7 protein-coding genes are annotated in these 13,608 nt (G+C 59.5%); 5 read left to right on the forward strand and 2 right to left on the reverse strand.

What is annotated here, in order from left to right; genetic code table 11:
- Positions 1 to 4: 4 nt before the first annotated feature.
- Positions 5 to 1,411: a glutamate--ammonia ligase gene (glnA, locus tag BFL40_RS00785; protein WP_071482615.1), complete on the reverse strand. Its 1,407-nt coding sequence runs from the start codon at positions 1,409 to 1,411 to the stop codon at positions 5 to 7.
- Positions 1,412 to 1,744: 333 nt separating this feature from the next.
- Here glnA and thiI point away from each other — a divergent pair, with 333 nt between their 5' ends.
- Positions 1,745 to 3,199 (forward strand): tRNA uracil 4-sulfurtransferase ThiI, encoded by a 1,455-nt coding sequence (gene thiI, locus BFL40_RS00790; protein ID WP_071482616.1) that lies wholly within the window; start codon positions 1,745 to 1,747, stop codon positions 3,197 to 3,199.
- Positions 3,200 to 3,338: 139 nt separating this feature from the next.
- A complete protein-coding gene (gene typA, locus BFL40_RS00795; RefSeq protein WP_003217997.1) occupies positions 3,339 to 5,159 on the forward strand; it encodes a translational GTPase TypA in 1,821 nt (606 codons plus the stop codon).
- Positions 5,160 to 5,337: 178 nt separating this feature from the next.
- On the opposite strand, the gene BFL40_RS00800 is transcribed toward typA, so the two are convergent.
- The gene (locus BFL40_RS00800; protein WP_071482617.1) at positions 5,338 to 5,772 is read right to left on the reverse strand and encodes a YkgJ family cysteine cluster protein; all 435 of its coding nucleotides are present in this window, start codon (positions 5,770 to 5,772) and stop codon (positions 5,338 to 5,340) included.
- Positions 5,773 to 6,011: 239 nt separating this feature from the next.
- Between BFL40_RS00800 and BFL40_RS00805 the strand changes: the two genes are divergently transcribed.
- From BFL40_RS00805 to BFL40_RS00815, 3 genes are all read left to right on the forward strand, one after another.
- Positions 6,012 to 8,462, forward strand: coding sequence for a glycogen/starch/alpha-glucan phosphorylase (locus BFL40_RS00805; RefSeq protein ID WP_071482618.1), 2,451 nt, complete (start codon positions 6,012 to 6,014; stop codon positions 8,460 to 8,462).
- Between the two features lie 171 nt (positions 8,463 to 8,633).
- Entirely contained in the window at positions 8,634 to 12,188 is a 3,555-nt protein-coding gene (locus BFL40_RS00810; protein WP_071482619.1) for a DUF2339 domain-containing protein, read from the forward strand.
- Entirely contained in the window at positions 12,188 to 13,537 is a 1,350-nt protein-coding gene (locus tag BFL40_RS00815; RefSeq protein ID WP_071482620.1) for a DUF3999 domain-containing protein, read from the forward strand. The genes BFL40_RS00810 and BFL40_RS00815 overlap by 1 nt, the downstream gene beginning before the upstream one ends.
- Positions 13,538 to 13,608 lie beyond the last annotated feature (71 nt).

Here is a 13,608-nt window from a genome sequence, read left to right on the forward strand (position 1 = left end):
CGGATCAGCAGCTGTAGTACAGCTCGTATTCCAGTGGGTGTACGAAGGTGCGTACTTTGATTTCTTCTTCGCTTTTCAGCTCGATGTAGGCATCGATGAAGTCGTCGCTGAATACGCCGCCTTTGGTCAGGAACGCACGGCCCTTGTCCAGCTCTTCCAGGGCTTCTTTCAGGCTGCCGCACACTTGTGGGATCTCTTTGGCCTCTTCAGGCGGCAGGTCGTACAAGTTTTTGTCGGCGGCGTCGCCAGGGTGGATCTTGTTCTGGATACCGTCCAGGCCAGCCATTACCAGGGCTGCGAAGGCCAGGTACGGGTTGGCTGCCGGGTCCGGGAAGCGAGCTTCGATACGGCGAGCGCGAGGGCTGGACACGTAAGGAATACGGATCGAGGCGGAACGGTTACGGGCCGAGTAGGCCAGCATTACCGGTGCTTCGAAACCTGGGACCAGACGCTTGTAGGAGTTGGTCGCTGGGTTGGTGAAGCCGTTCAGGGCCTTACCGTGCTTGATGATACCGCCGATGAAGTACAGGGCAGTGTCGGACAGGCCGGCATAACCTTCGCCGGCGAAGGTGTTCTTGCCATCTTTAGCGATGGACAGGTGAACGTGCATACCCGAACCGTTATCGCCGTACAGAGGCTTAGGCATGAAGGTAGCGGTACGGCCGTAGGCATCAGCCACGTTGTGTACGCAGTACTTCAGGGTCTGAACTTCGTCAGCCTTGGCAACCAGGGTGTTGAACTTCACACCGATTTCGTTCTGGCCGGCAGTCGCCACTTCGTGGTGGTGAACTTCGATGACAAGGCCCATTTCTTCCATGGCGTTGCACATGGAGGTACGGATTTCGTGGTCGTGGTCGAATGGCGGAACTGGGAAGTAGCCACCTTTGACGCCTGGACGGTGGCCTTTGTTGCCGCCTTCCACGTCCTGGTCGGACATCCACGAACCTTGTTCGGAGTAGATTTTGAACATGGAGCCGGAGATGTCGGACTTGAACTTGACCGAATCAAAGATGAAGAATTCTGGCTCAGGGCCTACGAATACGGTGTCGCCGATACCGGTCGATTTCAGGTATTCCTCGGCACGCTTGGCGATCGCACGTGGGTCACGGTCGTAGCCTTGCATGGTCGAAGGTTCGATCACGTCGCAGACGATGATCAGAGTTGGGTCTTCGGTGAAAGGGTCGAGAACGGCAGTGCTGTCGTCCGGCATCAGGATCATGTCGGAAGCTTCGATGCCTTTCCAGCCGGCAATGGAGGAGCCGTCGAACATCTTGCCTTCTTCAAAGAAAGCGTCATCCAGAGCATCACGAGCCGGCATGGTCACGTGGTGCTGAGTACCTTTGGTGTCCGTGAAGCGCAGATCAATCCATTTAACGTCATGATCTTTGATGAGTTGAACCGACTTCGACATGGTGTCCTCCGGGTGGCTTCGGGCTGGGTAGTGGAGTTAGCCCTTAGAATGTGGGTGATGCCGGCGCGAATACTCGACCAAGGCAACCTGCCTCACAAGAGAGCAAATTGCATGCCAGTGCGCCAACATGGCCTTTTTGCCTCAAAATGGCCCCTATAAAGGTGCAATCCGTTGAAACGGAATAAATAACGCACTGCAATGTAGCGTCATTTTGTGCAAATGACCTGTTTTGGTGCGCATTGAGTGCGATGCATATTAACTGGTTAAACCTTGAGCGATTTCCGCTATAATCCGCGCCCCCCTTTTTCAGCAGGCCCGGCGCGCGCTGTTTCCATGAAATTAATCGTAAAAGTCTTCCCCGAGATCACCATCAAAAGCCGACCGGTACGGACGCGTTTCATCCGTCAATTGGCGAAGAACATCCGTGCCGTGCTCCGCGATCTGGACCCGGCTGTGGTGGTGAACGGTGTGTGGGATAACCTCGAGCTGGAAACCCGTATCACCGACGCCAAAGCCTTGAAGGACATGACCGAGCGCCTGAGCTGCATGCCGGGCATCGCGCATTTCCTGCAGGTGGATGAGTACCCGCTGGGCGACTTCGACGACATCACCGAGAAGTGCAAGCAGCACTACGGCAGTGCGCTGGAGGGGAAGATTTTTTCGGTGCGTTGCAAGCGTGCCGGCAAGCACACCTTCAGCTCCATGGATGTCGAAAAATACGTCGGCAGCAAGCTGCGTCGCGAGTGCGGCGCCGCCGGAATTTCCCTGAAAGCGCCGCAAATTGAAGTGCGCATGGAAATTCGCGACCAACGGTTGTTTGTGATCCACAGCCAGCACAACAGCATCGGCGGCTACCCCTTGGGCGCCCTGGAACAGACCCTGGTACTGATGTCCGGCGGTTTCGATTCCACGGTTGCCGCTTACCAGATCATGCGCCGCGGCCTGATGAGCCACTTCTGCTTCTTTAATCTGGGCGGGCGCGCACATGAATTGGGCGTGATGGAAGTCGCGCACTTCATCTGGAAGAAGTACGGCAGCTCCCAGCGCGTGTTATTTGTCAGTGTGCCGTTTGAAGAAGTGCTCGGCGAAATTCTCGGCAAAGTCGATAACAGTCATATGGGCGTGGTATTGAAGCGTATGATGTTGCGCGCCGCGTCCAGGATCGCCGACCAGTTGCAGATTGACGCGCTGGTGACCGGTGAAGCGATTTCCCAGGTGTCCAGCCAGACGCTGCCGAACCTGTCGCTGATCGACTGTGTGACCGAAAAGCTGGTGCTGCGCCCGCTGATCGCCAGTCACAAGCAGGACATCATCGACTTGGCCGAGGAAATCGGCACGGCGGATTTTGCCAAGCACATGCCTGAATATTGCGGGGTCATCTCGGTGAACCCCAAGACCCACGCCAAGCGCAACCGCGTGGAGTACGAAGAACAACAGTTCGACATGGCGATTCTGGAGCGTGCGCTCGAGAACGCCAAAATGGTGCCGATCGATCGTGTAATCGACGAATTGGGCCAGGATGTGAAAATCGAAGAAGTCAGCGAAGCCCTGGCGGGTCAGATCGTCGTCGACATCCGTCACCCGGATGCTGCTGAAGATGAGCCGCTGGAAATCGCTGGCATCGACGTGCAAACGCTGCCGTTCTACGCACTGAACGCGCGTTTCAAGGAACTGGATAACAGCCGTCAGTACCTGCTGTATTGCGACAAAGGCGTGATGAGTCGCCTGCATGCCCACCATTTGCTCAGTGAGGGGCATGCCAATGTGCGCGTTTATCGACCGAGCTAAGAGCCCGGGGCTGTTTGCCTGTGGCCTGCGTCACCGGCCCCCCGACTCTGCCGTCAAGCTGTAACGGCAAGGCCTGACTCTACTGTTAATCGCTGCCACGACCTGTCAGCACACCGAATCCTCTGATCGAGATACACAAGTGATCGAAAATCTACGTAACATCGCCATCATTGCTCACGTTGACCATGGTAAAACCACCCTGGTAGACAAACTCCTGCGTCAATCCGGCACCCTGGAGCGCAACGAGCTCAACGACGAGCGCGTGATGGACTCCAACGACCAGGAAAAAGAGCGCGGTATTACCATCCTGGCTAAAAACACCGCTATCAACTGGAACGGCTACCACATCAACATCGTGGATACCCCGGGCCACGCCGACTTCGGCGGCGAAGTTGAACGTGTAATGTCGATGGTTGACTCCGTTCTGCTGCTGGTTGATGCCCAAGACGGCCCTATGCCGCAAACCCGTTTCGTGACCAAGAAGGCTTTCGAAGCCGGCCTGCGTCCGATCGTGTGCATCAACAAGGTTGACCGTCCAGGCGCGCGTCCGGACTGGGTTCTGGACCAGATCTTCGACCTGTTCGACAACCTGGGTGCTACCGAAGAACAGCTGGACTTCAAAGTCGTCTACGCCTCGGCCCTGAACGGCATTGCCGGTCTGGAACACACCGACATGGCTGAAGACATGACCCCGCTGTACCAGTCGATCGTCGACAACGTACCTGCGCCGAAAGTTGACCGTGAAGGCCCGTTCCAGATGCAAATCTCGGCACTGGACTACAACAGCTTCCTGGGCGTTATCGGTGTTGGCCGTATCGCTCGTGGTAGCGTCAAGCCGAACACTCCAGTTGTCGCCATCGGCGCCGACGGCAAGAAACGCAACGGTCGTATCCTGAAGCTGATGGGTCACCACGGTCTGCACCGTATCGACGTTGAAGAAGCTTTCGCAGGCGACATCGTATGCGTGAGCGGTATGGACTCGTTGTTCATCTCCGACACCCTGTGCCAGCCGGACAACGTCGAGGCGATGAAGCCTCTGACCGTTGACGAGCCAACCGTTTCCATGACCTTCCAGGTAAACGACTCGCCTTTCTGCGGTAAAGAAGGCAAGTTCGTGACTTCCCGTAACATCAAGGAACGTCTGGACAAAGAGCTGCTGTACAACGTTGCACTGCGCGTTGAAGAAGGCGACTCGGCTGACAAGTTCAAAGTTTCCGGCCGTGGTGAGCTGCACCTCTCGGTACTGATCGAAACCATGCGTCGCGAAGGCTTCGAAATGGGCGTTGGTCGTCCAGAAGTGATCATCCGTCAGGTTGACGGCGTGAAGCAGGAACCGTTCGAAAACGTCACCATCGACACCCCGGAAGAATCCCAGGGCAAGGTGATGGAAGAGATGGGTCTGCGTAAAGGCGACCTGACCAACATGGTGCCGGATGGCAAAGGCCGTGTGCGTCTGGAATACAACATCCCTGCTCGTGGTCTGATCGGTTTCCGTAACCAGTTCCTGACCCTGACCAACGGTGCTGGCATCCTGACCTCGATCTTCGATCGCTACGACACCATGAAGTCCGGCGACATGTCCGGCCGTCAGAACGGTGTTCTGGTATCGGTAGAAACCGGTAAGGCACTGACCTACTCCCTGGAAACTCTGCAGGCGCGTGGCAAGCTGTTCGTTGAACACGGTCAAGAGATCTACAACGGTCAGATCGTTGGTCTGAACAGCCGTGACAACGACATGGGCGTCAACCCAACCAAAGGCAAGAAGCTCGACAACATGCGTGCTTCGGGTAAAGACGAAACCATCGCCCTGGTTCCACCTGTTCGCTTCACCCTGGAACAGGCTCTGGAATTCATCCAGGACGACGAGCTGTGCGAAGTGACGCCGAAGTCCATTCGTCTGCGTAAGAAGATCCTGGACGAAGGCGAGCGTACCCGCGCTGCCAAGAAAGCCAAGAACTGAGTTAACTCAGGCTGAATGAAAAACGCCCCCGGTCGAAAGGCCGGGGGCGTTTTTTTATGCCTGATCGTTCCCACGCTCTGCGTGGGAATGCCTCATGGGACGCTCCGCGTCCCGCTTTCAAGAGCGGACGCAGAGCGTCCAGGGCTGCATTCCCACGCAGAGCGTGGGAACGATCGGATCAGAACTTATCGAGGGTCTTGAACTTGGTCTCGCGCACCACTTCCTTCGGCTTGTACGCGCAATACCCTGGGCGCGGCCCGATTTTCGGGTGGTTGCGGCAGGTATCCGGGCGCTTGTCATAAATAGTGCAGAAGCGGGTCTTACGATCCAGGTACAGGCAGTCGTTGTTGCTCATGCGCTGCAGGGTAAAAATTTCGGATTTGGAATTGAAGCGCTCGACGATGCCTTCTTTCTGCAAACGCTTGGCGATGTTCTTCGGCGGGTCGCCGAGCTCGAACTCATCGACGATGCCAATGCGGATCAGGTCCTTGATCTTCACTTCGACCGGCAGCGTGCAGCAGCTGGACACGCAGCCACCGCACATATGCGCGGAATATTTCTGCCACGTTTCAAGTCGGTCGAGTTCCGCGGCGGCGATCAGTTGAGGCTTCATCAGGGTTCCAAAAGGTGGGGCTGTATCCGGGCGCGCGATCATACCGGGATTGGTGATTTTTTGAACAATATTTTCTGGGTTTCAGCCAAAAGGTGCGCGTGAGTGAAAAGCAGGCACGGCCAATGCATTAAAACCACGCAACCCTGAATGAGTTAAAAAACTGCCGAACCAGAGCGTCTACCGTCTGTCAGACCGACTAGGCTCTAGCAACTCCTTCAATCTCGCCCGAGGTCGCATCGATGTCTCAGGAACCGCTTGCACGAGAAGCAGAGGTAGCCGCATTTCGCGATGCCGTCTTGACCAAACTCACCTACGCGGTGGGCAAGGACCCGGATCACGCCTTCGACCATGACTGGTTCGAAGCCATTGCCCTGGCCGCGCGCGACCAGATGGTCGACCACTGGATGAACCATACGCGGCACATCTACCGCAAAGGTCAGAAGCGGGTTTATTACCTCTCCCTGGAATTCCTTATCGGCCGTTTGCTCTACGACAGCCTGAGCAATCTCGGCTTGCTGGAGATCGCCCGCGAAGCGCTGGTGGAGCTGGGCGTCGACCTGGAGCGCATCCGCCTGCTGGAGCCCGACGCGGCGCTCGGCAATGGTGGCTTGGGCCGCCTGGCCGCGTGCTTTATGGAAAGCATGTCGACCTTGGGCATTGCCGGCCATGGTTATGGCATCCGTTATGAGCACGGCTTATTTCGCCAGGCGATTGTCGATGGCTGGCAACAGGAGCAGACCGAGCGCTGGCTGGATTTCGGCAACCCATGGGAGTTCGAGCGAGCCGAAGTGATTTACCCGATTGGCTTTGGCGGCAGCGTCGAAACCCTGGCGGACGCCTCCGGCAAGATGATTCAGGTGTGGACGCCCGGTGAAACCGTGCGCGCCGTCGCCTATGACACCCCGGTGGTCGGCTGGCGCGGTGCTAGCGTCAACACCCTGCGCCTTTGGCGTGCACGGGCGGTGGAAGACCTGCACCTGGAGCGCTTCAACGCCGGTGACCATTTGGGCGCCGTAGCCGAAGTGGCCCGTGCCGAAAGCATCTCGCGGGTGCTTTACCCGGCCGACAGCACCGAAGCGGGGCAGGAATTGCGCCTGCGCCAGGAGTACTTCTTCGTCGCAGCCTCCTTGCAAGACCTGCTGCGCCGCCACAAGAATATGCACGGTTCGGTGCTGAGCCTGGGCGAGCACGCCGCCATCCAGCTCAACGATACCCACCCGTCCATTGCCGTGGCCGAGTTGATGCGCCAACTGGTGGACTTGCACGACATCCCTTGGGAAGCCGCGTGGGATGTCACGGTTGAAACCCTTTCCTACACTAACCACACCCTGTTGCCCGAAGCCTTGGAAACCTGGCCTGTCGGCCTGATGGAACGCATGCTGCCTCGGCACATGCAGATCATCTACCTGATCAACGCTCAGCACATCGACTCGCTGCGCGCCAAGGGCATTCATGACTTCGACGTATTGCGTGCCGTGTCGCTGATCGAAGAAGACAACGGCCGCCGCGTGCGCATGGGTAACCTGGCGTTCCTCGGCTCCCATAGCGTCAACGGCGTGTCCGGTTTGCACACCCAACTGATGCGCAGCACGGTGTTCTCCGAGTTGCACAAGCTGTACCCGCAGCGCATCAACAACAAAACCAACGGCATCACCTTCCGCCGCTGGCTGTACCAGGCCAATCCCAAGCTCACCGAGATGCTGGTAGAAGCGCTGGGCCCGGACATTCTCGACACCATGGAAACCCGCCTGACGGAGTTGGAAACCTTCGCCGAGAAACAGGCGTTCCGCAAAGCCTTCGCCGATCAGCGCCTGCACAGTAAACGTGCGCTGGCGGACATCATCCATGAGCGCCTGGGTATTTCGGTCAACCCGGCGGCGATGTTCGATGTGCAGGTCAAGCGTATCCACGAGTACAAGCGCCAACTGCTGAACCTGCTGCACACCGTGGCGCTGTACCAGGCGATCCGTGCTGAGCCTGGCACCGACTGGGTGCCTCGGGTGAAGATTTTCTCCGGCAAGGCGGCGGCCAGTTATCACCAGGCCAAGCTGATCATCAAACTGACCAACGACATCGCCCGCACCGTCAACAACGACCCGACCGTACGCGGTTTGCTCAAGGTGGTGTTTTTGCCCAACTACAACGTCAGCCTGGCGGAAAGCATTATTCCAGCGGCGGATTTGTCGGAGCAGATTTCCACCGCCGGCTTTGAAGCCTCGGGCACCAGCAATATGAAGTTCGGCCTCAACGGCGCGCTGACCATCGGCACCATGGACGGCGCCAACGTGGAGATGCACGAGCGTGTGGGTGCCGAGCACATGTTTATCTTCGGCCTCAGCGCCCAGCAGGTGGAAGCCCGCAAGCATGCCGGCGAATTCAACGCCGGGCCGGATATTGCTGCGTCCCATCGCCTCAACGATGTGCTGCAAGCAATTCGGGGTGGGGTGTTCTCGCCGGATGACCCGGGCCGTTATGTGGGGTTGATCGACGGGTTGATTGATTACGACCGCTTCTTGGTGTGTGCCGACTTCGATTCCTACTGGGACGCCCAGGCCGCGGTCGAAAAACATTGGCACGACTCTAAGGCGTGGTGGCGGTCGGCGGTGCTCAACACGGCGCGCATGGGTTGGTTCTCGTCCGACCGGACTATCCGTGAGTACGCGACCGAGATCTGGAAAGCCCTCGACTAAACACCGCAGATCCAAAATGTGGGAGTAGGCTTGCTCGCGAATGCTGTGTGTCAGTTAACGAATATGTCGACTGATACACCGCATTCGCGGGCAAGCCCGCTCCCACATTGCTCCCGCGTCGATATACTAGGCCTCGGTTTGCCCGCTTCGGGCTGCTTAGGGATATCGACCATGCAATGGATTTTCATGCTGATTGGCCTGGCGCTCGGCTGGACACTCGATGAGTCGCTCATGGAGGCCGGTTTCGGCGCGCTGCTGGGGTTGGGCATTGGCCAGGCGATTCGCTTGTCGATGCTGTCGACTCAAGCGAATCAGCAGGGTCGTCAGTTGGAGGCCGCGCAGAAGGCGTTGAAAGCGCTGGAGCAACGCCTGGCACAACTGGAAACCTCCGAACCAGAGCCTGCGCCGCTGGCGCGCGGTGTGTTTGTCGGCCCCGCCATTGCGCAATCCCCCGTCGTTGAACCTGGACCTGAGGCTAAGGCGCCCGATCTTGTCTGGGAACTGCCTGCCGAATTGATACCCGCACCGGTTGCCATGGAAACCGAGCCGAGCCAGCCGCTGCCGGCTGATGTCTGGGCGCCTGCCCCGACCCCGCGCCCTACGGAACCTGCTGTCCCCCGTGGCCCCAACTTCATCGAACGGGCTATCAGCGGCGCGCGCAATTGGCTGTTTGGCGGCAATACCGTGTTGCGGGTCGGTGTGGTGTTGTTGTTCCTCGGCCTGGCCTTCCTGCTGCGCTATGCCACCGAAGGCATGGTGGTACCGATTGAACTGCGTTATGCAGGCGTTGCCGCTGCCGCAGTGGGCCTGTTGGGTCTGGGTTGGTGGCTGCGGCTGCGTAACAGCAATTACGGTTTGATGCTGCAAGGCACCGGTATTGCCGTGTTGTACCTGACGGTGTTCGCCGCGATGCGCCTGCATCCGCTGATCGATCCGGGTGCCGCTCTGGGCTTGTTGGTGGCGGTCACAGTATTTTCCGCGATTCTGGCGATCACCCAGGATGCGTTGGGGTTGGCTTGCGCGGCGGCGCTGGGCGGCTTTGCGGCGCCGATCCTTACCTCCACCGGCGCGGGTAACCATGTGGCGCTATTCAGCTACTTTGCCCTGCTCAACGCCGGCATCCTCGGCATCGCCTGGTTCAAGGCCTGGCGCTTGCTCAACCTGATCGGGTTTGTCGGCACCTTCGGCATCGGTTTCGCTTGGGGCATGCGCTCCTATACGCCGGAGTTGCTGTGGAGCACCGAGCCGTTCCTGATTGTGTTTTTCCTGATGTACCTGGCCATCGGCCTGTTGTTCGCCCGGCGCAAATTGCTGGAGATGAGCGATGCACCCGAAGATGACAGCCGTGGCGCGTTGCTGCGTTGGTCGGCGGCCAAAGGCGATTATGTCGATGGCAGTATGTTGTTCGGGCCACCGCTGGTGGGCTTTGGATTGCAGTTCGCGTTGGTTCAGCACATGGAGTTCGCTGCGGCGTTCAGTGCGCTGGGCCTGGGCATTATCTATATGGGCCTGGCGCGGTTGCTGAGTGGCGGGCGCGCCTTGCTGCTGGCGGAAACCTGCCTGGCGCTGGGCGTGATCTTTGCCAGTCTCGCTATCCCGCTGGGTCTCGATGCCCGCTGGACCGCTGCTGCCTGGGCCGTTGAAGGCGCCGGGATCTTCTGGCTCGGTTTGCGTCAGCAGCGGCCGTTGGCGCGAGCATTCGGCTTATTGTTGCAGTTGGGCTCGGCGCTGGCATTCCTCAGCGAGCTACGCGTTGGCGAACGCACCTTGCTCGACGGTGCGCCATTGGGCGCGTTGCTGCTGGGCGCGGCGTTACTGTTCAGCTTCCATCAACTGCGCAAGGCGCCGACCGAACAGGCGGCGGATTGGGAGCGCCAAGGCTTGCCGGTGCTGGCGAGTCTCGGTTTGGGCTTTTTGTACCTGCTCGCACCGTTACTGTTGCTGACCCAAGGCACTGCCATCAGTTGGGCAATCGCCGGTCTGGTGACCCTGTTTGTCGGCCTGCGTATCGGCTCTCGCACCTTCCTGTTCAGCGCGTTCGCCGTGCAGTTGTTGGGCGGTGCGTTGTTCCTGTTGCGCTTGCAAGGGGGTGAAGGAGGGGCGGTATTCAGTGCCGGTTGGACCGGCTTGCTGACCGCTTCCCTGATCGGCTTGGCGTTGGTCGGCGGCATGTTGCTGGCTGCGCGCGACGATATGGTGCGCAGCGATGTACGCCTGCTGCGCGGGTTGTCGGTGGTGCTGCTCGCGGGCTTGGCATTGATCAATCTGGCCGTGCTGTTTGTACTGCCATGGGAGAGTGCGAGCGGCGTGTGGGCGGCCAGTGGGTTGTTGATCATCTGGCTGAGCCTGTACCTGCAACAGCGCGTCAGTTTTGTGTTTGGCTTGCTGCTGCAACTGATCGGCGGCGGCTCGTTCTTGCTCGCGGTGCCGGAGTTGTTGGGGCCGTTGACCGGCGAGGGCCTGCGCCCATTGGCGCACAGCGGTTTCTGGACGCCAATGGTGCTCGGCCTGGCCGCCTTGGTCGGCGCCTGGCGCTTGCAGCGTGAGCCACATGCTCCGGTGTTTGCCGTGTTGCAACTGCAACGCCTGTCCGACCTGTTGCTGGTGTGGGGGGCGGCATGGTGGGCGTTGGCGTTGATCAGTGAAGTGCTGCGGTTTATTCCTGATGAGTTGCAAGGGCAGTGCCTGCTGGCGATCGCGGCGGTGAGCGTGGCGATCTGGGCGTTGTTGGCCGAACGCTTGCGTTGGGCGTCGATGGGCATGCTGTGCACCTTGCTGATGCCGGCGGCGGGGTTGGTATTGCTGGTATCTGCCCACGCGTATTACCACCCGGCGGCGCAGTTCGGTTGGCTGGCCTGGTTGGCGGTGTTTGGGGTGCATTTCATCTCGTTGCGTCGTTTGGCGACGGTGGTTCCCGCCAAAGTGCTGAGCGTGGCACACGTGCTGGGCTGCTGGATGCTGATCGGTGTGTTGGCGCTGGAGCTGCGTTACGGCTTGTTGTTGCTGTCGAGCGAGTACAACGCCTGGCGCTGGTTGGGTTGGGCGATTCTGCCGAGTGTCTATTTGGTGCTGGCCGCCGCGCCGCGCAGTTGGCCATGGCCTGTGTCGGCTTACCCGCGTGAATACCGCGTGCTGGCGGCGCTGCCATTGGCGGTGTTGATGCTTGGTTGGTTCTGGCTGGCGAATATTTTCAGCGATGGCACGGCCAAGCCACTGCCGTATGTGCCGCTGCTTAACCCGTTGGATCTGGGCCTGCTGTTTGCGCTGCTGGGTGTGTATTTGTGGTCGCGCAGCGTGGCGCCACAGCGTGGGCCGCGTGCTGAGCTGGTCGCCCAAGGTGTCGCAGGTGTTTCGCTGTTTGCCTTCTTTACTGCGTTGGTGATGCGCGCGGCTCATCATTGGGGCGACGTGCCGTTTCATCTGGATGCGCTATTGGAATCCATGCTGGTACAGGCCAGTTTGTCGATTGTCTGGACCCTGATCGCCCTCGGTCTGATGATCGGCGGCCACCTGCGCCATCGTCGCGAAGTGTGGCTGATCGGTGCCGCGTTGATTGCGGTGGTGGTCGCCAAGCTGTTCTTTGTCGAGCTGAGCAACCGTGGTGGCCTGGCGCGGATCGTGTCGTTTATCGGCGTGGGCGGGTTGCTGCTGGTGGTGGGTTACTTTGCACCGCTGCCGCCGAAACGTGCCGAACCTGTGATTGAAACTGAGGGAGCGTCTTCTTGATGGGCAAGCTGAGTCTGAGCGGGTGGGCGGTATGGCTGGTGTGTTCGGCGGTATACGCGCAGGAAGGTCCGGCTGACTTCACCACGCAAGTGCCGCTGGCCGTGAGTGGCAGCGGCCCTTGGTATCGGCTGGAGCTGCCCTTGGCGGTGCAATTGAGTGCACGCCAGGCTGATCTCAGCGACGTGCGCGTGTTCAACGCTGCCGGCGAGCAGCAGGCCTATGCGCTATCCCGTCAATCGGCGCAACGCTCCGAGAACCGAAACGTTACTGACGTGAAGTGGTTTCCGCTGTACGCCGTCGACACGCAGGCCGCGTTGCCTGGCGTGGTGATGAAGTCCACGTCTGAAGGCACGTTGCTGGAAGTGCGCCCATCCACCAAGGCGGGCAAGCAAGTGCTGCGTGGCTGGGTGCTGGACGCCAGCGCGATCAAGGCGCCTTTGCAGCAACTGAGCCTGGATTGGAGCCGCGAAAGAGACGGCTTCCAGCGTTTCAGCATTGAAGCCAGTGATGACCTGCAACACTGGGAGTCTTGGGGCGACGGCCAGGTAGCGCGCCTGTCGTTTGCCGACGAGCGGGTCGAGCAACATGATGTGAGCCTGCCGGGGCAATCGGCGCGTTACCTGCGCCTGGTGTGGCAAGGCCAGGAGGCGCCTTTGCTGACCTCGGCCAAGCTGGTGAGCGCCATCAGCAGCAGTTTGCCGATGCCACTGGTGTGGTCGCAGCCGTTGGCCGGTGCGCGGCTCAAGGCCGGGGAATACAGTTGGCAGTTGCCTACAGGACTGAATGTCGAGCGCTTGCGTATCGAGTTGAAGCAGCCGAACACGCTGGCGCCGGTGACCTTGTCGGGGCGTCGGGAAGCCAATCAAGCCTGGCAGCCGCTGAGCAATGGCTTGCTCTACCGCCTGACCCAGAACGGCCAGGATGTGGTGCAAGACGAACTGCAACTGCCCGGTGTAACCGTTGCTGAACTCAAATTGCAGGTAGATGAACGCGGTGGTGGCCTGGGTGTAGAAGCGCCGGCGCTGCGCTTTGCCGTGCGCTCCACGCAGTTGGTGTTCCTGGCGCGGGGTGAGCCGCCGTTCACCCTGGCATTGGGTAATGCGTCGGTGAAAGCTGCCAATCTGCCGTTATCCACCCTGATCCCCGACTACAGCACCGAGCGTCTGAAGACGTTGGGCCAGGCCAAAGTCGCGGGGGAGGCAGTGGTGAAAGCTCTCGCCGTTGCCACATCGCCTGAGGTTGGCCCCAACTGGAAGAAACTCGGCCTGTGGGCCGTGCTTCTGCTGGGTGTGGCGGCACTGGGGGCCATGGCCTACAGTTTGTTGCGCAAGCCACAGGTCAAACCGTGAACTCTGTTGGCGTTAAATCCTCTGATTAGAGGAAATAACCCTCGACTCGCGTTAAACTGCGCGGGTTTTTA

Source organism: Pseudomonas costantinii (assembly GCF_001870435.1).
GTDB lineage: Bacteria > Pseudomonadota > Gammaproteobacteria > Pseudomonadales > Pseudomonadaceae > Aquipseudomonas > Aquipseudomonas costantinii.